Source organism: Aequorivita vitellina, assembly GCF_022008365.1.
GTDB classification, from domain to species: Bacteria; Bacteroidota; Bacteroidia; order Flavobacteriales; family Flavobacteriaceae; genus Aequorivita; species Aequorivita vitellina.
In genome coordinates this window covers 1-21,113 of the sequence record NZ_JAIRBA010000001.1, presented here as the reverse complement: position 1 = coordinate 21,113, position 21,113 = coordinate 1, and the positions used below count along the sequence as shown (strand labels likewise).

Below are 21,113 nucleotides of genomic sequence, written 5' to 3'. Positions count from 1 at the left end.
TTTCTAAAGGTCGAAGCCTATATCGGTACGATACTGCATCCTATCAAAAGATAGTTTTTCTATATTTTGGTAGGATTTTTTTAGTGCTTTCTTGAAATCGGCATCTAAGGAGGTTACTGCCAATACGCGCCCCCCGTTGGTTAGTATTTTTCCATTTTCAGACTTTGTGCCAGCGTGAAAAACAGTAGAACCCTCCACTAATTCTAACCCTAAAATTTCTTTGCCTTTTTCATAAGCTTCCGGATAACCGCCAGAAACCAACATTACCGTTGTAGCTGCTCTTTCATCAATTTCAATACTAATATCGTTCAATTTTTGGTGATAGGTAGCTTCAAATAAATCTATCAAATCGGTTTTTATGCGCGGAAGCACAACTTCGGTTTCGGGATCGCCCATTCGCACATTGTACTCAATAACATAAGGTTCATTATTCACCTTTATCAAACCTATAAATACAAACCCTTTATAGTCTATGGACTCTTTAGCAAGGCCATTAACCGTTGGTTTTACAATGCGGTCTTCAATTTTTTTCATCAGTACTTCATCTGCAAACGGTACAGGCGAAATGGCACCCATTCCACCCGTATTCAACCCTGTATCGCCTTCGCCAATGCGTTTGTAATCTTTGGCCGTAGGAAGCACTTTGTAGTTTTTACCATCAGTTAAAACAAAAACGCTGAGTTCAATTCCATCTAAAAATTCTTCGATAACTACTTTTGAACTTGCTTCGCCAAATTTGCTGTGCGTCAACATATTTTCAAGTTCTTGCTTTGCTTCAGCTAAATCGTTTAAAATTAAAACCCCTTTTCCAGCAGCCAATCCGTCAGCTTTTAAGACATAGGGAGGATTCAAATTTTCCAAAAATAGCTTTCCTGCGTCTAAAGATTTCGCTGTAAAACTCTCGTATGCCGCCGTGGGAATGTTGTGCTGCATCATAAACTCCTTTGCGCGTTCTTTGCTGCCTTCAAGCAATGCACCTCTTTTTGAAGGGCCAATAAGCATTACATCTTTCAGCTCTGGAGTTTCGGCAAAATAATTGGCTATTCCCTGCACCAAAGGATCTTCGGGACCAACAACTACCATTTCAATAGTATTGTCAACAACACAGTTTTTCACTGCTTCAAAATTGGTTACATTTAGTGATACATTTGTTGCAATAGCCGCAGTGCCGGCGTTACCGGGAGCTACAAAAAGTTTAGTGCAGCGTTTGCTCTGCGATATTTTGTATGCAAATGTATGTTCGCGCCCACCAGAACCAAGAATTAAGATGTTCATAATTGAAATGTTTTGTTTCGGTGTCAAAAATAATTGTTTGTAAATTGACACCCTAATATTTTATAAAATGAATTTGTTTGAAAATACATTGAAATTTAATGGTTTTCCAATTGCCGAAGCTAAAAGAAAGCTTTCGGAGATTCAACAAATTCCTGAAAATGAATTTGAAGCATATATTAAAAATAAACGTGCTGAAATAGTTCAATATCATATTCAAAATAATCCGTTCTATAGAAAATTTATTGAAACAAATATTGCTGATTGGGACGCTATTCCCGTTATGACTAAAAGCGATCTTCAGCAACCATTAGCAGATAGACTTTCTAAAAATTTCAGTAAAAAATCTATTTATATTAGTAAAACTTCAGGCTCTAGTGGCACGCCTTTTATTTTTGCAAAAGACAAATATTGTCACGCTTTAACATGGGCAAAATTTATAGACAGTTATGCAAGTATAGGGATTGATCTAAGCGCATCATTACAGGCCAGATTTTACGGCATACCGTTAAATTTTACAGGCTATTATAAGGAGCGATTTAAAGATTTTTTAGGAAGTCGCTACCGTTTTCCAATCTTTGATCTTTCAACAAACAAATTGGAAGAAATTCTGAAAGTTTTTAAACGTAAAAAGTTTGATTACATTAACGGATATACGAGCTCCATCGTCCGATTTGCAAGGTTTTTGAGCGACAAGAACCTAATTTTAAATCAAGTTTGTCCTACTTTAAAATACTGCATTGTAACAAGCGAGATGCTTTTTGAGGATGACAAATTATTGATGGAAAGTGCTTTTGGTGTCCCAGTGATCGACGAATATGGAGCGTCAGAATTTGGCTTAATTGCTTTTGCCGATAATAATGGCGAATTAATTGTGAATAGCGAAGAGGTTTTTGTTGAAATTCTCGATGAAAATAACAGAACAGTTCCTTTGGGGAGTTCAGGCCGAATTATAATTACCGCATTGTATAATAAGGCGCACCCAATGATACGCTATGATATTGGAGACATTGGTGTTTTAAGTAGTACTAGCACCAGCAAACGCCCCATTTTAAAAAGATTATTAGGCAGAACCAACGATTTTGCAAGGCTACCAAGCGGGAAAGTAGTGCCGGGTCTTACCTTTTATTACGTTACAAAAACCATAATCTCCAACGATGGAAATATAAAGGAATTTGTAATTGAGCAAACCAAATTGGATACTTTTAAAATTAAGTATGTTGCAACTAAAGAGCTTAAAACGCACGAAAAGTTAGAAATTCAAAAGTCAATTACGGAATATTTAGAAAAGGATTTAAAGATTACTTTTGAGCGGTTTGAGGTTTTAAAACGAAGTAAAAACGGCAAACTAAAACAATTTGTCTCTTTGGTGCAACCTGGTACTATCTAGTTTAAAGTTTCAATATATTTTGGGCGAACGAAGAAATATTCCCATAAAAAGCAACTCATAAAATAGATTGAAATAGGGATTGAATAGCCAAGATGGTTTTTATAAAAATTAAAATTGTGTTTTAAAAGTTCCACTTTATTTGCACTTACAGAATCTTTTCTAATTCTGTAAAATGCTAAATCTTGAACAATTCCGTGGGCTGGTTTTTTACTTCTTTTAATAGCTTCTAGCCACAGAGCCCAATCTTGTCTTTTTGGTATTTCTGGAGATTTAATTTTTCCTAAGGAAGCTGCGTGATACATACCGGTTAAATTACCAATATAATTATTGCTGCGTTGTTTTTTATAAGAAAGTATGGGCATGGCTTTAATTCGTTTCTTCAGTAATTTTCCAATTTCATCTATATGAAGATAACTGGTAAACGAAACAGCACAGTTATTTTTACGCATAAAATTTATTTGAATCAATAACTTTTCGCGTTCCCAAAGGTCGTCAGAATCAAGAAATGCTATATACGCTCCGCGAGCCATTTCTGTGGCTTTATTTCTACAATAACCTGGACCTTGATTGGCCGTTAGTTTTAAAAACCTAATTTTTGAATGTGCAGCAGCTAATTTTTCAACAATTGCAGAAGTATCATCGGTAGAGGCGTCATCAACAATAATTAATTCCCAATGCGTGTAAACTTGAGCAAGCACACTTTCAATAGCTGTCTTAACAAATTTTGAAGAATTGTAGACGGGCATTATCACTGATACAAGTGGATTTTCTTTCACCTTAATATGCTTTTTCCTCTCCTCTAATAGCATTGAAAATAGTTTGAAAAACTATTTTTATATCGAGAAAAAGGCTCCAGTTTTCAAGATAAAAAATATCAAACTTTACCCGGTTGATAATATGATTGTCATCTTCTACTTCGCCACGAAAACCACTTACTTGTGCCAATCCTGTAATTCCGGGTTTAATAAAATGGCGCACCATAAACTTATCTATTCTTTCTGCATACATATGTGTGTGGCTCACCATATGGGGTCGTGGCCCAACAACAGACATTTCTCCCTTAAGCACGTTGATAAACTGTGGCAATTCATCAATACTCGTTTTTCTAATAATCCTTCCTACCTTAGTTACGCGCTCATCACCCTTTCTAATTTGATGAAGATGCGCCATAGGATTTGGAATCATGCTTCTAAATTTATAACAATAAAATTCTTTATAGTCTAAACCATTTCTTTTTTGTTTGAAAAAAACCGGGCCTTTAGATTCAAGTTTTATTAGTAAGCCCAGTAAGGGAGTTAACCAAGATAGAATGCCAACGATAATTAAAAGCGAAAGAACAATATCAAAACTTCGTTTTAAAAACTTATTGAATGGCTCGTCTATCGGTATTTTTCGCATAGAAAGAATAGGCAGCACTCCGTAGTAGGAAAAGTCTAGTTTTTTGCTGTAAATCTCTTTATTATCTGGAAGGAATTTCAAAATTTTGAGGTTGTTATCCACAAAATCAATTAGTTTGATAAGGTCTTTATTGCCAATTTCAGCAACCGAAGAATAGACCTCATCTATGTTTTCTTTCATAATGTAATCCATACATTCCTCTATTGTAACTTTGTTGGGCCCTTTTAAATCGAAGGTTTTGTAGAGTTTATATCCATAAACCGGATTGTCTGTAAAGAATTTTCGCAGTAATTCAGTCTTTTGGTTAAGGCCTATAATTACTACTTTTCTAACGTTGCCGCCAAGATGCAAGCGATACTTTTTGAGCAAAAAGAAGACGCTCAATTTCATAAAAGTAACGCAGAGCATTACTAAAAAAATATATTTAAAAATGGTTGAAGCTGAAGTAGGAAGCTCATTGTAAAAACCAAAAAAGGAAAATACAATTAATACAAAGACGATACCTTGTTTGCCAATAAGCGACATAATTTTTGAGAGATGCGTAAACCGATAAATTTCATAGAAACCCGAACGCGTGGAAAGTAGCAACCAAGCAATAGTTAAATAAATTACATAGTTGAAGTAAGGAAAAGGTTGCCCAAAAAATTCAAATGCAAAAAAATGAATAAATAGGAGATCTATTCCATATGAAATAGGCCGTAACAAACCAGAGTATCTTCCGCTTTTAAACATTTTACTTATTTATTGTGCTTTGAAAAATCTTTGTGTTCACTTTTAGTCAATTCTTCCTTCGATAGATTTTTAAAATATTCGAATGTTCTTCGCATTCCCTCTTCTCTTGAAACCATAGGTTGCCAATCTAATATTTCTTTCGCTTTCGAAATATCTGGCTCACGCTGCATTGGGTCGTCTTGTGGTAATGGCTTATAGACTATTTTTTGTTGTGTGCCGGTTAATTTAATTATTTCTTTCGCAAAATCGAGGATGGTAATTTCTTCGGGATTGCCAATATTTATTGGTAATGGATAATCGCTCAATAATAAACGGTAGAGTCCTTCCACCTGATCATCTACATAACAGAAAGAACGCGTTTGCAATCCATCGCCAAAAACGGTTAAGTTTTCTCCGCGCAAGGATTGCCCAATAAAAGCTGGAATAACACGACCATCGTTGAGTCGCATCCTTGGACCATAGGTGTTAAATATACGGGCAATTCGCGTTTCTAACCCATGAAATCTATGATATGCCATGGTAATTGATTCTTGAAAGCGTTTAGCTTCATCATAAACCCCGCGAGGCCCAATGGTATTAACGTTTCCGAAATATTCCTCGGTTTGTGGATGCACCAAGGGGTCTCCATAAACTTCAGAGGTTGATGCAATTAAGATTCTGGCGTTTTTTTCTCTGGCTAATCCTAGCAGATTGTGCGTTCCTAAAGATCCAACCTTTAAGGTTTGAATTGGTATTTTTAAATAATCAATTGGGCTTGCTGGCGATGCAAAATGAAGAATATAGTCCACCTTTTCGGGAACGTGAACAAACTTAGTAACATCGTGATGATAGAATTCAAAAGATTCCAACTTAAAAAGATGAGCAATGTTTTTAAGGTCGCCTGTAATTAGGTTGTCCATTCCAATTACATGAAAATCTTGGGCTATAAACTTATCGCAAAGATGCGAACCTAAAAAGCCGGCGGCACCTGTAATTAAGACGCGTTTTTTCATAAATTCACTGCCTTTCTACCAACGGAAACATAGGTAAACCCTTCTGTTTCCATATCATTTACATTGTATAAATTCCTACCGTCAAAAATAACTGGATTTTTTAAAAGGTCTTTCAGTTTTTTGTAATCTGGGGTACGGAAAATACTCCATTCGGTACAGATTAGCAGTGCATCAGCTTCTTCTAAAGCTTCGTACATAGCCGTTGCGTATTTTAATTTATTTCCAAAACGTTTTTCAATATTTTGCATTGCTTCAGGATCAAAAACCTGCAAATTTACTTCTTTTTTAAGCAGTGCTTCCATCATATCAATTGATGGTGCTTCGCGTATATCGTCTGTTTCAGGTTTAAATGCCAATCCCCAAATTGCGATTGTTTTTCCTTTTAAATTATTGTTGAAATAGGCTTCAATTTTGGGCAACAATATTGTTTTTTGAGCCGCATTAACTTCTATTACAGAATTCAAAATTTTAAAATCGTAATTTTCGTCCTTTCCAGCCTTTTTGAGGGCTTTTACATCTTTCGGAAAACAAGAGCCTCCATAACCAATTCCCGGAAAAAGAAAACGTCTGCCAATACGGCTATCGGTGCCCATTCCAGCGCGAACCATATCAACATCGGCTCCTACTTTTTCACAATAGTTGGCAATTTCGTTCATAAATGTAATTTTGGCTGCCAAGAATGAGTTGGAGGCGTATTTTGTAAGTTCAGCCGACTTTTCATCCATTACAATTATTGGATTTCCGGAGCGAACAAATGGGCTGTAAAGCTTCTTCATTTGTGCTGTCGCTCTTTCGCTACTTGAACCCACAATGATGCGTTCAGGTTTCATAAAATCGTCTACCGCAAAACCTTCACGAAGAAATTCAGGATTGGAAATTACATCAAATTCACATGTTGCATTTTTTGCAATTATAGTGCGAACTTTTTCCGCAGTACCAACTGGTACCGTGCTCTTGTCTACAATTACTTTATATTCTTTAATTTTTTTTCCTATTTCTTCAGAAACATTTAAAACATACGATAAATCTGCAGAACCATCTTCGTCTTCGGGCGTTGGAAGCGCAAGAAAAATAATTTCGCCGTGGTCCAAACCTTCATCTAGATTGGTTGTAAATTTTAACCGATTGGCCTTTATATTTCGTTCAAAAAGAACATCTAAATGGGGCTCGTAGATGGGTACTTCGCCATTGCGCATTTTCTCCACCTTCGCTTTGTCTATATCTACACATACTACTTCGTTCCCTGTTTCGGCTAAACAAGTTCCCGTTACAAGGCCAACGTAGCCCGTTCCTATCACTGAAATTTTCATAATTATCCCCGCTTTTAGATTTCGCCCCAACACCCTTTATTGAGTGATGTTCGGTACAACCTGTGGCGGTGTTTTTTTAGTTTAACGAATGCAAAAGTACAATATGCAATTCTTATTATATCGTTTTTATGGTCTTGTTTTCCTTTGTTTTAAGACTCGTCATTAATACAATTAAAATGAGCCCTACGTAGTATGCGCCAATTTGCCTGTGAAAGAGGTTTTCAACCATACAATACAATAATAATATTGCAAGCATAGCGGTAGGGAAAAATTGTTTTCGGATTGCTATAAAACTAGTGGCAATAAACAGTAAAAAAAGCAGTAAGGCAATTACACCGGCACTTATGTAAAAATCAATAAATTGGTTGTGTGTATTATAACGTTCGGCAATAAATTTTTCTCGTTTTTTTGCGTTCGGAATTTGAGTTTCATAACAAGATACCAATCGATCTTTTGTAGTGTCGAAGCCAATTCCTGTTAACGTAAATCCTTCTTCATTAATAATATTTTGTGCGCAATTCCAGACAACGGTTCTAATTTCGTAAGTAAGTGATTTTTCAATAAATGTTGGCGGCTTTTTTTGAGTTACAGCTTGGTTTAATTGAATATCTTTTCCATTTTTAACAACAAGAAATAATGCCCCAACCATTGCAATTGCTGCAATTGCAATTACAATTTTCCAAATTTTACGCTTGCCATAAAATTGATGAATTAACAATAATACAAACAATGAAACAACTGCTATTTTTGAAGCGATTAAAACAATGAATATGGCGTTAATTAAAATATTTGCTAAATAATAATTGTTATTGGGGTGATATTTTTTTTGAATTTCTTGAAACGACATTAAAATACTAAAAATACAGAGAAGCCCCAAATAGAGTCTATCTATCAACAACGACTCTACAACTTGTGGAGAATCGCCGAGCCTAAAAGTTCCGTAAGCATCTGTGATGAGTACAAAATTATAAACCGAAAAAAGAATTGCTGCCAAAGATGAAAAAATGATGGCGCTGTTAATTTTTTTTGCATCGGCTACGGGAATATAAAGTATGGCTAAACCTACGGCTATCATCACCTTTTTAATAATATTAAAATCTTCGAATAGCCTGCCGCTACTAGACGAATCAATTATTAAATAGGTAAATAGGATTAAAAATACTGCAATAGGAAATGATTTTAGTTTTTTGAAATCTTCCTTTTTCACAATAAAAGGAAAAGCTACAACCAAAATTGCCAAAAGAATATTTGGAAGTGCCCTAATGTAGTTATCAAAAGGAATAATGAGATAGAGCAACAAAAAAGCATATGGGTATATAGCTGAAAGAAGGATTCTCATTGTTGTAAAATCTGTTTTCTAAATTTTAGGGGAAGATAGAAAACTCTGACGAGATATTTTAACATAGTTGAAATATATTAAATAGTAAGGATAGTAGATAATTGGTTTGAAGTTTATAACAATAAAGTCAATTTTCTATCAGCGGAATGTATTTTCTTTTAAATTTAATCATCAATGCTACCGCTCTATATGCCACCCAAACAATGAGCGCGGCCCAAATACCGATAAGTCCCCAATCCATATATTTTGAAAAATACAATACAGGAATAAAGCCAAAAATTGTGGCGCCTAAAAGTACGTTTCGCAAATAACCCATTTCACCCAATCCTTTAAAAATTGAATCTAAGGTAAAAGCCAATGCGTTAAACGGCAAACATAGCAGTACCATAAAAAACATACCGTAAAAGACGGTAATTACTTTTAAATCTTTATTAAAAAGCAAACCCAAAGGTTCGTAAAGCAGAAATCCTATAAAAACTAACACGCTGGCAACGCCAATATTGTAAAGATTTACTTTTTTTGTTAGCTGCCACAGCGATTTGTAATTGCGCTCCCCCAAAAGCCTTCCTCCTAAAATATTTCCGGCAGCGCCATAACCATCGATGAAAAATGCAGTAAAAATCCAAATATTAAAGGCAATGGTGTGCGCGGCAATATATTCCTTTCCTAAATCGGCTGCTTCTCTAGTTGCAAGTATTAATGCAGTGTTTAATGCCACGGAACGTAAAAAAAGATTGAAACTCATACTTACTAACCGTGTAATTTCGGGATGCAGGGGGAAGGTTAATTTCAAAGAAACTTCGGTTTTTTTCAAAAGAAAAATAAAGGCCATCGTGGCCATTATTGCTTGTGAAATTAGGCTTGCCCAGGCTGCACCTTTAATTCCCATAGGGTTAATGTATCCTTCAATACCGTAAACTAAAGCAAAATCTAACCCAATGTTTAACGCTGCACCAATGGTCGCGATAACCATTGGCCAAAAAGTATTTTGAAGTCCGCGAAACAATCCAAAAACTGCAAAAGTAAAAAGTGTTAGCGGAAAACCCCAAACGCGAATGTTGTAATAGTCTATGCTAAAAGACAGAATCAGTCCTTCGGCATTTAGCAATTTAAAAATTTCTTCAACAAAAAAATACGTTGAAAATAGAACGATAATGCTCAGCGCAATGTTGAAATAAATTGCCTGCGCTGGAAAGTTTTGTAAATCTTTCAATTTTCCGGCTCCTAAATTTTGAGAAACAATTGCTGAAATAGCACTTCGAGTTTGTCCCAAAATCCAGATAAGTGCTGACAGAAATGACCCAACGATACCAACTGCCGCAAGCGATTCAATACTGAACTCGTTTAAATTTCCAACAACAGCTGCATCTGTGGCAGAAAGTACTGGCTCGGCAATTCCAGAAATAATGGCTGGAATGGCAAGTTGTTGAATGCGTTTAAATGAAATATCGGTGCGTTGCATAAATGCGCAAAGCTACAAAATAGGAGCGGTTAAGAAGCTTTTAATGGTAGTGGTAATTCATAACAATAAAAAGGAAGCTCACTTTGATTGGGAAAGTAAATATCGCCTAAACGCGTATAACCACGAGCTTCATAAAACTTTTGATTGCGACTATTTTGGCTAAAAGTATCTAACCGAATGGAGACAATTTTATTTTTAATAGCAAGGTTTTCAGCAAAATCCATCAAACTGCGTGCTATACCTTTTCCTTGTTGGTTTGGATGAACAGCTAAACGATGAATATAATAATGATTTGAAGTTGGAGTGAGCCAATTTACAGATTTATACACTTCATCCATTTTTGTTGAAATTACGATGCAACCAACAATCATTTTTTCTGAAATATATACATATAACTCTTCATGTTCAATATCGTTTATAAAGGTTTCGGCATTCGGGTAGTTTTCGTTCCACTGAAAAATCCCTAAATTTTTCATGTGGTTGGCACAAGCATTTGTAACTGCAAGTATTTGATCAATTTGTGAAATGTCTGCCTTTTGAATCATTTTAGAAAAGAATTTTAAAAATAAAAAACCACCGCAGTAACGATGGTTTTTTTGTGGAGAATATCGGAGTCGAACCGATGACCTCTTGCATGCCATGCAAGCGCTCTAGCCAGCTGAGCTAATCCCCCATTGGTATTCCGAAGCTCAGGGAGCAAAGAAATATTTGCAGATTGGGATGCCAAAAATAGTGAATTTTTTAATACAAGCTTCAATTTAAAAAATCAATTGTTATTTCAACTGCTTTTTTAAGTTGGTTTGGCAACGAGCTTTCATTCCAAGGGTGTCTAGCGTTAAAAACGTGATCTGCCTCTTCAATAATTTCAAGTTCACTTTTGGGATTCCAAGAATGAATTGCTTTTGCTTCTTTTATTGAAACAGTAGGATCGTTGCTACCGTGAACAATGAGTTGAGGAATTTTTAAATTCTTAACCACACGATTGATTGAAAACCGTTCTTCATTTTTCTTGAAATCGCGATAAAACTGAAATTTATGAGGCAGCATTTGCTTTGTTCTGCTGTTTTCTACGTGCGTAATGCCTGTTTCTCGCCAAGCATCAAATTCATCCGTGTCTTCCTGAAATCTGGCTTTAAAATCGCTTACGCCTGCCCAAGTTGCAACTTTGTTTATTCGGGGGTCTTCTTCGGCTTTTATCAGTACAATTCCACCGCCACGACTGTGACCAATTAAAGAAATACACGAAATATTGCTCGGAAGATTTTCGTTTCCTTTTTCAATTTCATTTAAAATCCTATTTAAATCATCCAATTCTAAACTAAAATTATTTTCAGCAAAAGCCTCTAAATCGGGAAAATCAATGGGTTGTTCCATTGTTCCACCGTTGTGCGAAAAATTGAATTTTACAAAACAAAAACCAGCATTTGCAAAAGCTTCGGCAACTAAATGCCACGCGCCCCAATCTTTAAATCCTTTGTAACCGTGGCAAAAAACCACAACGGGCAGTGGATTTCTACTTTCATTAAAATACACATCGTACAAAATTGGTTTTTTATTTTCGGCAGAGAGGATTTTATTTCTATTAATTATCATTAGGCGATTTCTTTTTCGGTGAATGGAATGTTTGGGTCGCAAATTTCCAAAATTAATTTCTTTAATTCAACGGTAAAGGTTGCCAAAGTATCGGCGTTTATTTGATGGTTTCTTTTACTGTAAGCAGAAGTTTTTGTGCCAAATTTTAGAAACCCGCTGCCCAAATTTTTAAATGAAATAATCCCGGCTTCAGCATTGTTAATTGGCAATTCTTTGTTCATCATTAAAGCATACATCAAGATTTGAAAGGCTTTACTGAATTTATAATCTTGGTTTATTTCTTCCCATTCAATTATTTCTACATCGCCCTGTTTTACTTGGCCCGTTTTGTAATCTATAATCCGAAGTTGGCCATTGTATTCATCAACTCGATCCACTTTTCCGTGAATATTTACAGGAAAATCTAGCTCTGAAAACGGAATTTCCAAAGTTAGCTTAGCTTCAATTTTTATGATTTTTATACTGTTTCCAGCCTCAACATCGGAAATTTCTCGGTCAATAAAGTTCGAAATATAACGTTTTGCAACCTCAAAAATAATCAGGTTTTTACCTTTTGAAAACGTGCCGCCTTTAAATGTTTTTTTGAATTGTGCGGTTACTTCGTCGTGAATACGAGTTTTTATTTCCTGCAAATATTGAACTGTGAGTACCTTGCTTTCCAACGGCTGATAAAACTTTTCTAAAGTGTCGTGAACAATGGTGCCCAACGTATTTGCAGCCACGGTTTCTTCCACTTCCTCAAATTCGTTTAGCCTTAAAATTTTCTGAAAATAAAACTCCAAAGGATTCCGAATGTAGCTGGTTAAAGCAGAAGGTGAAAATCCTTTTGCCGCAATTTCACGTAGGCGCTGCATTACGGGATCGGTCTTTTTTATTTCTCGTAGTTCTTGTTTTTTTATGTGCACTTTCGGCGAAAGGATTTGTTTTTTAAGCGTGTGGTTTGGTTGTAACTCCACTTCCAATTGCCGAATAAAGCGGCTCTTTTCACCGGTATTTATTCCTTCAGCGTGATTGTTATAGAGCAAGGTAATGTTTTTGGCCCGCTGCAATAATCTGTAAAAGTGATACGTATAAATTGCATCCTTTTCAGAATAAAGCGGAAGGTTGAACTGCTGCTTTAAATCGTAAGTAATAAAGGAAGAGTTCGATTTTCCGGATGGAAAGATACCCTCGTTTACCGAAGTGATTATTACGTTTTCAAAATCTAGCACGCGCGTTTCCAAGACGCCCATTAATTGAAGTCCATTAAAAGCATCGCCTTCAAAATCTAGCGAAGTTGTTGCCGTTAATTCAGTAAAAAGTGTGCGTACGCTTTTAATAGTTTTGAGGTGTGGATATTTTTGGTTTAGTGCTTCAATTTTACCGAAAACGGTATGTAGTTGCAGTAACACAACACTTTCGATAGTGCTGGATTTATGTATTTTTCTAAGTTTTTCAACAATTTTTATTGACGATATTATGGCTGTACCGCTATCGTCTTTCCAATTTTTAAAAAGAAGTTGAAGCATTTCATTTGCTGAGGTATTTGAAAGTTTAATTAAATCTTCAACAGAAATGTGTGTGATGTTTTCACGTGTTAAGTTTTCAGAAATATCGCTTGAATTTGCTATTAAGCTTTTTCCGAAAGGATGATTTAAAATTGAAAGAATATCTTTGTAATAAAGTATTTCTACGTTACGCTGCTGGATGGTGAAAAGCATTTCAAAAAATACTACGGCTGGAAAATTCTTCAGTGAAACCCCCATGGTAAGGTTTATGTTTTTCACATTTTCTGGCAACGAATAAAGCAACGGAACCAAGAGATTTTCATCGCCAAGCACAACTGCTGTTTTATTTAAGTCTTCATCAGAAAGCGTAGCAAGCAGTTCTCCCACATATTTTGCTTGCCCAATATTTTTTTGAACCTCTACAAGTTGAAATTGTTTAGGCCGTCCATAATTTTCAGCGATAATCTTAGGTAATGCTTTTTTGAAATACGGCCATTCGTTTATATATTTTCTTATAAAATAGGAAGCGCTATGTTTTGTATCGTTGTAAAAAATACGATCGATATCCCAATATATTTCGGTGTTATCAACTTCCAGTAATTCTTGAATAATATGCTGTTCTGCAGTATTTAGGGCGTTAAAACCAATAAAAAAGTGTTTATTATTTTTATTGTTATTTATGTAATGTTCAATATTTGCAGCCGCTTCACGGTAAACCATTCCTTGGTAGCCGATGTTCTCTTTTAATAGTAAATTTTGAATTGTGTTATAGAATAGGGGTAGGCTTTCCCAAAAGCGAAGATAATTTGTTATAAGCTCTGTTTTTTCATTCGTTACGCCCCATCGCTCTAATGTTTTAATACTGGCTAGATAACTAAAAAAGGGTACAGGATCTATTAAATATCTGTCAATTTCATTAAAGTCGTTCAAAAGGGTAGTGGCCCAAGTTGAATAAGTTTCAAAATCTTCTTTGTTAAGTATAGTATCGGTTTTGAGATAGGCTTCGTAGCTTTTAAATAGCAGTTCGGTGTTATCAATTATTTTAATATTAGATAGATCTTCAATAAACTCTTCGATACTACAAATGCGAGGTGCAAACTTTGTAACATTACTGTTTTTCTTTAGTTCGTTGAGAAGAAAGCTTCCAGCTCGTTTGCTAGGCAAAATGCATGTAATCTCTGAAATATTTGTGCCCGTATTTTCAATATCGTGAATGGCTTCTTGAAGGAAAGTTTGCATAGCTTAAAAATAAGAAACGCCCCCGAATATCGGAGGCGTTTCAAAATTATTTATTAAAACTTATTGGTTGAAATTATTTTTCTAAAGAAATTTCAACACGACGGTTTTGTTGTCTTCCAGCTGCAGTATTGTTAGTTGCAATTGGTCTCTCTTCTCCAAAACCTTCAGAGCGTAAGCGATCATCATCCATACCGATAGTTACTAAGTAATCGTGAACAGAAGCAGCTCTTTCTTTAGAAAGCTTCATGTTGTATGAATCACTTCCGCGGCTGTCAGTATGACCTTCAATAAGGAACTTAGCGTTAGGATATTCTTTCATAATATCTGCAATGCTCTGAAGCGCTGAGTAAGATTCTTTTCTAATGGTTGCTTTGTCATAATCAAACAAGATTGTTTTAGAGTACTCGTTTAATTGCTTGATAATTTCAACAGAAACTTCAGGACAACCTTTGTTAGCTACAGTACCTGCAACATCTGGACATTGATCGTCTTTGTCTAGTACGCCGTCACCGTCTCTATCTGGCCAAGGGCAACCGTTATTTTCTTTTGGACCAGCTTCGTTAGGACAAGCATCGTCTTTATCAGCGATACCATCACCGTCAGCATCAGGACATCCGTTAAGAGCAGCTAAACCAGCTACAGTAGGACATTCGTCAAGATGATCTGGAATACCGTCACCGTCAGTATCAGGACAACCGTTGAATTCAGCTAAACCTGGAGTGTTTGGACATTCGTCAAGTCTATCTTCTATTCCGTCGCCGTCAGTATCTGGACATCCGTTGAATTCTGGAAGACCAGGAGTTTCTGGACATTCGTCATCTTTATCATATATTCCGTCACCGTCAGTATCTTTTCCACCAAATTGGAATACAACACCTGCAGAGTGCTGGAAGTGAGTAATTCCGTAAGTATCCTCGAAAGCATGCTTATAAGTTGATTGAAGGTTAAGCGCTAAATAGTCGTTGAACCAAAACTTAACACCAGCTAGTGCGTTAGCAGAACCAAATCCTATATCGTCTACCCAAGTGTAACCACCACCGATACCGATAGAAGGATCAAACCAACTGCTGTTTAGTGCATTTTTAAGGCTGTATTTAATTTCACCGTCTGCACTGTAATAGCTTAAATCGTTAACAGCAACATCACCTAATTTGTTAATTCGGTTAATAGAACCTGCTGCAGTGAATACAAAACCACTCCCAATATATCTACTGATAGCTAGTCTTGAAACCGATGGAAGGATATTCCAATGGTCGTTTGCATTAAAGTATTCGTCAAAGATATCCCCTCTAGCAGCAGCTGGGATACGTACTTGGTCTTCGTTGAGACCTGCTGGATAAACGTCAACAGCGTTTACACCAACCTCAACAGCCCAAGGATTGTTTTCGTCTTGCGCGTTCGCCACCCCGATTGCCATAAAAAGGACAGCAGCAACTAATAATCTGTTAAGATGTTTCATATTCGATTGTTTAATTTTTAAGTGTTAATTAAGAGCAAAAGTAAGTTGTTAAATTTTATAAACAAAAGCAAATCTAATAAAATTTTCCTAAAATCGTTGCTATTGGTGGGTAAATAAAGGATTTAATCGTGAATAACCTTTAATTCTTTTCCTACCTTAATAAACGCATGTAGCGCTTTATCTAAATGTTCTTTATTGTGCGCCGCGGAAAGTTGAACTCTTATCCTCGCCTTACCTTTAGGAACAACCGGAAAAAAGAAGCCTATTACATAGATGCCTTCTTCGAGTAACCTATCTGCCATTTTCTGTGAAAGCTTTGCATCGTATAACATTACCGGCACAATTGCCGAATCACCATCAATAATATCAAAGCCTGCTTCTTGCAATCCTTTTTTGAAATATGCAGTATTTTCTGCCAGCTTATCTTTTAGTGTTGTATTATCTGCTAGCATTTCAAACACCTTAATAGAGGCACCAACAATTGCCGGTGCTAAGGAGTTTGAAAATAAATAGGGACGCGAACGTTGGCGAAGCATGTCTATAACTTCCTTATTACCCGTAGTATAACCACCCATTGCGCCACCGAGTGCTTTTCCAAGAGTGCCTGTTATAATATCAACGCGACCCATTACTCCTTTTTCCTCCAAAGTACCTCGTCCTGTTTCGCCAATAAAACCTGTGGCGTGACATTCGTCTATCATTACCAAGGCGTCGTACTTATCGGCCAAGTCGCATATTTTATCGAGTGGTGCAACTAAACCATCCATTGAAAATACACCGTCGGTAACTATCATTTTAAAGCGTGCTCCTTTTTCATTGGCAGCGATGAGTTGCTTTTCCAAATCTTCCATATTGTTATTTTCATAACGATAACGAGCTGCTTTACACAAACGCACCCCATCTATAATAGAAGCGTGATTTAACGAATCTGAAATTATAGCATCCTCCGCGCCTAACAGTGGCTCAAATACTCCACCATTGGCGTCGAAACAGGCGGCGTAAAGTATGGTATCTTCAGTGCCGTAAAAATCGGCTATTTTTTGTTCCAGTTCTTTGTGAATATCCTGGGTGCCGCAAATAAAACGAACGGAAGACATCCCAAAACCGTGCGTATCCATTGCATCTTTAGCAGCTTGAATCACCTCTTTGTTAGCCGATAACCCTAAATAGTTGTTCGCACAAAAGTTTAAAACCTTTTGCCCAGTAGAAATAGTTATTTCGGCATCCTGAGGCGAAGTTATAATTCGCTCTGTTTTATAAAGACCGTTTTCTTTAATTTCTTCAAGTTCTTTCTGTAAATGTTCCTTAATTTTTCCGTACATAATCTTTATTTTAAAGTTCAAAATTAAACTTTATTTATTACTATTTCATCCTCGTTACTATATATAAGTATTTTTTCGACAACCGAAAAGCCCATTTCGGCAAGTGCATTTGCATAATCAACCAATTGTTCGTTGTGCCAGCTATTGGGAATTCCTGTTTTGTAATCAATTATAATGGCAGTGTTTGCGGGGCTAATATTTATTCTATCGGGCCGCAAAACCAAACCGTCTTTTGTAATTATGTCTCGTTCGTTGTAAACTTTACTTGTTCCAGAAAACAGATTTTTTAAATCGGGATGTTGAACAATTTGAAATGCGGTTCTCTGTAACTTTTCAAATTCTTCCTTCGGAATAATTGCGCGTGCTTCCAATTCCATCAAAACAGTTGCTGCATCGGCTTCCGAATAAATTTTAGCCATGGTTTCGTGAAGCAAATTACCCGCAGAAATCGCGGCGGCCGTATCTTCTTCCAAATATATTTCTTGTGAAGATACCAGCTTCAATCCATGATTTTTTGGACTGCTTGACAGGAATTGGGGTTCAATCTGCGCGATGACTTCTTTTTCCTTCGAAATTTTCTCCAAATCATTTCCAAATTCATAAATCATTTGAGCGCTATTCCACAATCCTTTTTGTTTCAAAAACTCCATAAAAAGTTGGTTGTAGCTTGAAGGAATACCATCTTTCGACTCTTTGGGCATTTCAGAAAAAACGTATAATTTTTCTACCGCGCGGGTTAACGTAACGTAGAGCAGGTTTATGTTGTCCAACTCCAACTGACTCCTATGTTCGTTGTACAATTCTTCGCCCTCTTCGCCATAATTGGCAATTTCAGACTTAAAATTTATCTGCGCTTCTTTAAAATTGAAGTCTTCATTTTCCAACGGATACCACAATTTGTCAAACTTGCCATCGTATAATTTAATATCTGCAAACGGAAAAATTACCACCGGAAATTCCAGCCCCTTTGCTTTGTGAATGGTCATTAATTGCACCGCGTTCGTCCCTTCGCTGGCGGGAATAGAAGCGCTTTCTCTTTTTGTTTCCCAGAGATCTAAAAACGAAATTTTATCGGCCTGTGGTTTTTGTTCAAAATCGTAAACCAAATCCATAAAACCGAAAAGATACGCATCAGCTACTTCCGCAATTTTAAATTTTTCGATGCAGTATTCAAAAGCTTCGTAAAGCGAAACTGTACGCATTTCGGCAAAAGTGAAATCGATGTTATATTCCTTCAGATTTTCTGTGAATTTTGCTTCGGAAATATTTAGAAATTTGATAAAAAAAGTATGTTTTTCATCTAAAATATTTAAGTGATCGTGCAGTAAATCCAGCAACTGAATTTTAACTTCGTCATTATTTGGATACAAACAAAGCTGCAACGCAAACACCAACATTTGCACCAATGGCGAAGATTGCAGCAGCAATGTTTCGGAAGAAATAACAGGCACATCCTGCTCCATCAAAAAAGCTCCGAGGGCGATTCCATCTGCTTTGCGGCGAGTTAAAATGCAAATATCACTTTCCGAAAAACCGTTATTTTTTACATTATTAATTGTTTCTAAAACAAGGTTTGAATAGGTTTCGTCTTTTTCAGCTTTATTTTGTTTCTCGATAAATTCAAACTTTACATAGCCGTTTTTCTTAGAATTGCATTCCTGCTGGTTACCTTCTTTATATAAAGTTTTGTGAAGCGTATTGGCAAAATAGGAAGAAGTAAAAGTGAAAAACTCGTTATTAAAATTTACTATTTCGGCACAACTTCTAAAATTAGTGCCCAAAGAAAGTACTTCTTTTTCACGCTGAAAAGGATTCGTTTTTCCGTACAAATCCATAAACTGTTCCGGTAATCCACCGCGCCAGCGATAAATAGATTGTTTGGCGTCGCCCACCAATAAAAGGCTGCCAGAGCTTGGCTCCAATTGTTGCGACAGCGCATTGTCAATTAACGGAATTAAATTTTCCCACTGCAATTTTGAGGTATCCTGAAATTCATCGATAAAAAAGTGACGGTATTTTTCGCCCAAACGTTCATAAATAAAAGGTGCGGGTTGATTTTTTATTTCGTTATTTATCAGGGAATTAAACTCTGAAATGGGTAGCACGTTTTTTTCTTCCTTTATGGTTTCAATTTCTTGATTCACTAGGTTTATAACAGAAAGTGGAGTTGTGTTTTTCAATATATTTTCAACCAATAGCATTTTAAAAACCAACACTTTAGTTTGCTGAAAATTTGTGATAAAAACGGGAGTTAATTCATCGATTATTCCTCCAATCGCAGCAGAAACCCGTCCCGGATAAAGTGGTTTTTCGCCCATGGTTTCCTGCCATTTTGCCGAAAAATTTATATCGTATCTGCCCGTTGCAAGGTTTTGAAAATGCTTCGGCAAATAACTGCCGCTAAAATCGTCAAACTGCAAACCACTTTCCTCAATTAACTGAAGTGTCTGCGACGCAATGGTTTCAATTGCTTCGGAATATTGCTTCTTTTTAAAAATTAACTGCTTTTTAAATTCAAGAAAATCTTCCAGTGGTTTTTGTTTCAAAATAGAAACGTGGTCGGAATCATTTTCGTCATAAAGTAATTTTGCCGCGCTGGCAATATCTCTCGAAATATCCCACGACTTATCATCGTCGGTTTTTTCTAATGCAAAATCCAGCAATACCTTGGTTATTTCTTTGTTTTCACCCGCTCTGTTCAACAACAAATCTACAGCTTCGGCTAAAAGATCATTTGTTTCGAGGGTAACATCAAAATTGGTAGGCAGTTTTAAATCGCGTGCAAAAGTTCGGATAAGCCGATGGTTAAATCTATCAATGGTTTCAACACTAAATGCCGCGTAATTATGAAGGAGATTTTTTAAAATATTTTGGGAACGATTTTGAATTTCTTCAACACTCAAGCCTGTTTCTTCAGCGAGTATAAGCATCATTGGCAAGGGTGCTGCAGGGTTTTTATCGTTGCTGAAATTCACTAAAGTTTCCACGATGCGTTGCTTCATTTCGGCCACCGCTTTGTTTGTAAACGTAATGGCCAAAAGGTGTTTAAAATAAGCATCGTTTTTGGCCGAAAGAATCTGTTTCAGATATTCCTTTACGAGGGTAAAGGTTTTTCCGCTTCCGGCAGCAGCATTGTAAATTGAAATTGAGTGGGATTTTTCCAAAGAAGTAACATTTTGTACTAAATTACTGTTTTTCTAGCTTCGAAATCAAATTAATCTATAGTGAAATAGAAATCTTATAAAAGCTATAACATATTTAGGTTACAAGAATTATTAAATTTGGGTAAAATTATTAGTAACCAATAAAACGATATAATTATGTCTTTCGAATTACCAAAATTACCGTATGCACACGATGCATTGGAGCCAAATATTGATGCTCGAACCATGGAAATCCATCACGGAAAACACCACCAAGGCTATACCAACAATCTAAATGCTGCAATTGAAGGCACGGATATGGAAGGAAAATCCATCGAAAATATTTTGAACAATCTTGATATGGAAAATAAAGCCGTTCGTAATAACGGGGGTGGATTTTACAACCACAGTCTTTTCTGGAAAGTGATGTCTCCAAATGGTGGCGGAAAACCGTCTGGCGATTTGGCGAAAGCAATTGACGATGCCTTTGGAAGTTTTGATGCTTTTAAGGAGAAATTCTCTAATGCTGCCAAAACACAATTTGGTTCAGGTTGGGCTTGGCTTTGCGTTCATAAAGGTGGAAAAGTTGAAGTATGTTCTACTCCAAACCAAGACAACCCATTGATGCCGAATGTAGGTTGCGGTGGAACGCCAATTTTAGGTTTGGATGTTTGGGAGCACGCTTATTATTTGAAATACCAAAACAAGCGTCCTGATTATGTAGGTGCATTTTGGAATGTGGTTAATTGGGAAGAAGTTTCTGCAAATTACGCAAAGAATAAATAATAAAATATTCTACATTTTAAATTTAGAATCCACAGCTTTTTTTAATGCTGTGGATTTTTTTATGGAAAATTTTAAGTGAAATGAAACGAGTGTCTTGAGAGGAGGGAAACGGCTCGATTGATATTTAGAACTTTGTATTAAAACATCGGATGCTCGCCACCCCGTTCAGATTTGGGTATAAAAAAAGAC

General features: G+C 36.2%; 15 protein-coding genes and 1 tRNA gene. 2 read left to right on the top strand and 14 right to left on the bottom strand.

Annotated features, from left to right (window positions below; genetic code table 11):
• Window positions 1-3 precede the first annotated feature (3 nt).
• Complete coding sequence (gene purD / locus K8089_RS00080) at window positions 4-1,275, bottom strand: phosphoribosylamine--glycine ligase (protein WP_237601221.1); 1,272 nt, start codon at window positions 1,273-1,275, stop codon at window positions 4-6.
• A gap of 67 nt (window positions 1,276-1,342) precedes the next feature.
• Between purD and K8089_RS00075 the strand changes: the two genes are divergently transcribed.
• A complete protein-coding gene (locus K8089_RS00075) occupies window positions 1,343-2,662 on the top strand; it encodes a phenylacetate--CoA ligase family protein (RefSeq protein ID WP_237601220.1) in 1,320 nt (439 codons plus the stop codon).
• Here the strand turns inward: K8089_RS00075 and K8089_RS00070 are convergent.
• The 13 genes from K8089_RS00070 to K8089_RS00010 form a co-directional block, all read right to left on the bottom strand.
• Complete coding sequence (locus tag K8089_RS00070; RefSeq protein WP_237601219.1) at window positions 2,659-3,438, bottom strand: glycosyltransferase family 2 protein; 780 nt, start codon at window positions 3,436-3,438, stop codon at window positions 2,659-2,661. The genes K8089_RS00075 and K8089_RS00070 overlap by 4 nt on opposite strands.
• Window position 3,439: 1 nt before the next feature.
• Window positions 3,440-4,792 (bottom strand): exopolysaccharide biosynthesis polyprenyl glycosylphosphotransferase, encoded by a 1,353-nt coding sequence (locus K8089_RS00065; RefSeq protein ID WP_237601218.1) that lies wholly within the window; start codon window positions 4,790-4,792, stop codon window positions 3,440-3,442.
• Between the two features lie 5 nt (window positions 4,793-4,797).
• A complete protein-coding gene (locus K8089_RS00060; RefSeq protein ID WP_237601217.1) occupies window positions 4,798-5,784 on the bottom strand; it encodes a UDP-glucuronic acid decarboxylase family protein in 987 nt (328 codons plus the stop codon).
• Window positions 5,781-7,094 carry a UDP-glucose dehydrogenase family protein gene (locus K8089_RS00055; protein WP_237601216.1) on the bottom strand — a complete coding sequence of 438 codons (1,314 nt, stop codon included), beginning with the start codon at window positions 7,092-7,094 and terminating at the stop codon, window positions 5,781-5,783. The genes K8089_RS00060 and K8089_RS00055 overlap by 4 nt, the downstream gene beginning before the upstream one ends.
• A gap of 115 nt (window positions 7,095-7,209) precedes the next feature.
• Window positions 7,210-8,433: an O-antigen ligase family protein gene (locus tag K8089_RS00050; protein ID WP_237601215.1), complete on the bottom strand. Its 1,224-nt coding sequence runs from the start codon at window positions 8,431-8,433 to the stop codon at window positions 7,210-7,212.
• Between the two features lie 127 nt (window positions 8,434-8,560).
• The gene (locus tag K8089_RS00045) at window positions 8,561-9,895 is read right to left on the bottom strand and encodes an MATE family efflux transporter (RefSeq protein WP_237601214.1); all 1,335 of its coding nucleotides are present in this window, start codon (window positions 9,893-9,895) and stop codon (window positions 8,561-8,563) included.
• Between the two features lie 29 nt (window positions 9,896-9,924).
• Entirely contained in the window at window positions 9,925-10,440 is a 516-nt protein-coding gene (locus K8089_RS00040; protein ID WP_237601213.1) for a GNAT family N-acetyltransferase, read from the bottom strand.
• Window positions 10,441-10,494: 54 nt separating this feature from the next.
• Window positions 10,495-10,568: transfer RNA gene (locus K8089_RS00035), tRNA-Ala, on the bottom strand.
• 80 nt (window positions 10,569-10,648) lie between these two features.
• The gene (locus tag K8089_RS00030) at window positions 10,649-11,488 is read right to left on the bottom strand and encodes an alpha/beta hydrolase family protein (RefSeq protein WP_237601212.1); all 840 of its coding nucleotides are present in this window, start codon (window positions 11,486-11,488) and stop codon (window positions 10,649-10,651) included.
• On the bottom strand, window positions 11,488-14,214 hold the full coding sequence (locus K8089_RS00025) for a PD-(D/E)XK nuclease family protein (protein WP_237601211.1): 2,727 nt from the start codon (window positions 14,212-14,214) through the stop codon (window positions 11,488-11,490). The genes K8089_RS00030 and K8089_RS00025 overlap by 1 nt, the downstream gene beginning before the upstream one ends.
• A 73-nt stretch (window positions 14,215-14,287) precedes the next feature.
• A complete protein-coding gene (locus K8089_RS00020) occupies window positions 14,288-15,673 on the bottom strand; it encodes an OmpA family protein (RefSeq protein WP_237601210.1) in 1,386 nt (461 codons plus the stop codon).
• A gap of 122 nt (window positions 15,674-15,795) precedes the next feature.
• Window positions 15,796-16,995, bottom strand: coding sequence for a glycine C-acetyltransferase (gene kbl, locus K8089_RS00015; protein ID WP_237601209.1), 1,200 nt, complete (start codon window positions 16,993-16,995; stop codon window positions 15,796-15,798).
• A 23-nt stretch (window positions 16,996-17,018) separates the two neighbouring features.
• The gene (locus K8089_RS00010; RefSeq protein ID WP_237601208.1) at window positions 17,019-20,159 is read right to left on the bottom strand and encodes a UvrD-helicase domain-containing protein; all 3,141 of its coding nucleotides are present in this window, start codon (window positions 20,157-20,159) and stop codon (window positions 17,019-17,021) included.
• Window positions 20,160-20,315: 156 nt separating this feature from the next.
• Between K8089_RS00010 and K8089_RS00005 the strand changes: the two genes are divergently transcribed.
• The gene (locus K8089_RS00005; protein ID WP_237601207.1) at window positions 20,316-20,924 is read left to right on the top strand and encodes a superoxide dismutase; all 609 of its coding nucleotides are present in this window, start codon (window positions 20,316-20,318) and stop codon (window positions 20,922-20,924) included.
• The last annotated feature ends 189 nt before the right edge of the window (window positions 20,925-21,113 follow it).

Bases quoted from the DNA above. Each gene is read 5' to 3' on its own strand.
- K8089_RS00040 (WP_237601213.1), bottom strand. From the start codon at position 10,440: ATGATTCAAAAGGCAGACATTTCACAAATTGATCAAATACTTGCAGTT.
- K8089_RS00075 (WP_237601220.1), top strand. From the start codon at position 1,343: ATGAATTTGTTTGAAAATACATTGAAATTTAATGGTTTTCCAATTGCC.
- K8089_RS00030 (WP_237601212.1), bottom strand. From the start codon at position 11,488: ATGATAATTAATAGAAATAAAATCCTCTCTGCCGAAAATAAAAAACCA.
- K8089_RS00020 (WP_237601210.1), bottom strand. From the start codon at position 15,673: ATGAAACATCTTAACAGATTATTAGTTGCTGCTGTCCTTTTTATGGCA.
- K8089_RS00045 (WP_237601214.1), bottom strand. From the start codon at position 9,895: ATGCAACGCACCGATATTTCATTTAAACGCATTCAACAACTTGCCATT.
- purD (WP_237601221.1), bottom strand. From the start codon at position 1,275: ATGAACATCTTAATTCTTGGTTCTGGTGGGCGCGAACATACATTTGCA.
- K8089_RS00050 (WP_237601215.1), bottom strand. From the start codon at position 8,433: ATGAGAATCCTTCTTTCAGCTATATACCCATATGCTTTTTTGTTGCTC.
- K8089_RS00025 (WP_237601211.1), bottom strand. From the start codon at position 14,214: ATGCAAACTTTCCTTCAAGAAGCCATTCACGATATTGAAAATACGGGC.
- K8089_RS00055 (WP_237601216.1), bottom strand. From the start codon at position 7,094: ATGAAAATTTCAGTGATAGGAACGGGCTACGTTGGCCTTGTAACGGGA.
- kbl (WP_237601209.1), bottom strand. From the start codon at position 16,995: ATGTACGGAAAAATTAAGGAACATTTACAGAAAGAACTTGAAGAAATT.
- K8089_RS00005 (WP_237601207.1), top strand. From the start codon at position 20,316: ATGTCTTTCGAATTACCAAAATTACCGTATGCACACGATGCATTGGAG.
- K8089_RS00060 (WP_237601217.1), bottom strand. From the start codon at position 5,784: ATGAAAAAACGCGTCTTAATTACAGGTGCCGCCGGCTTTTTAGGTTCG.
- K8089_RS00065 (WP_237601218.1), bottom strand. From the start codon at position 4,792: ATGTTTAAAAGCGGAAGATACTCTGGTTTGTTACGGCCTATTTCATAT.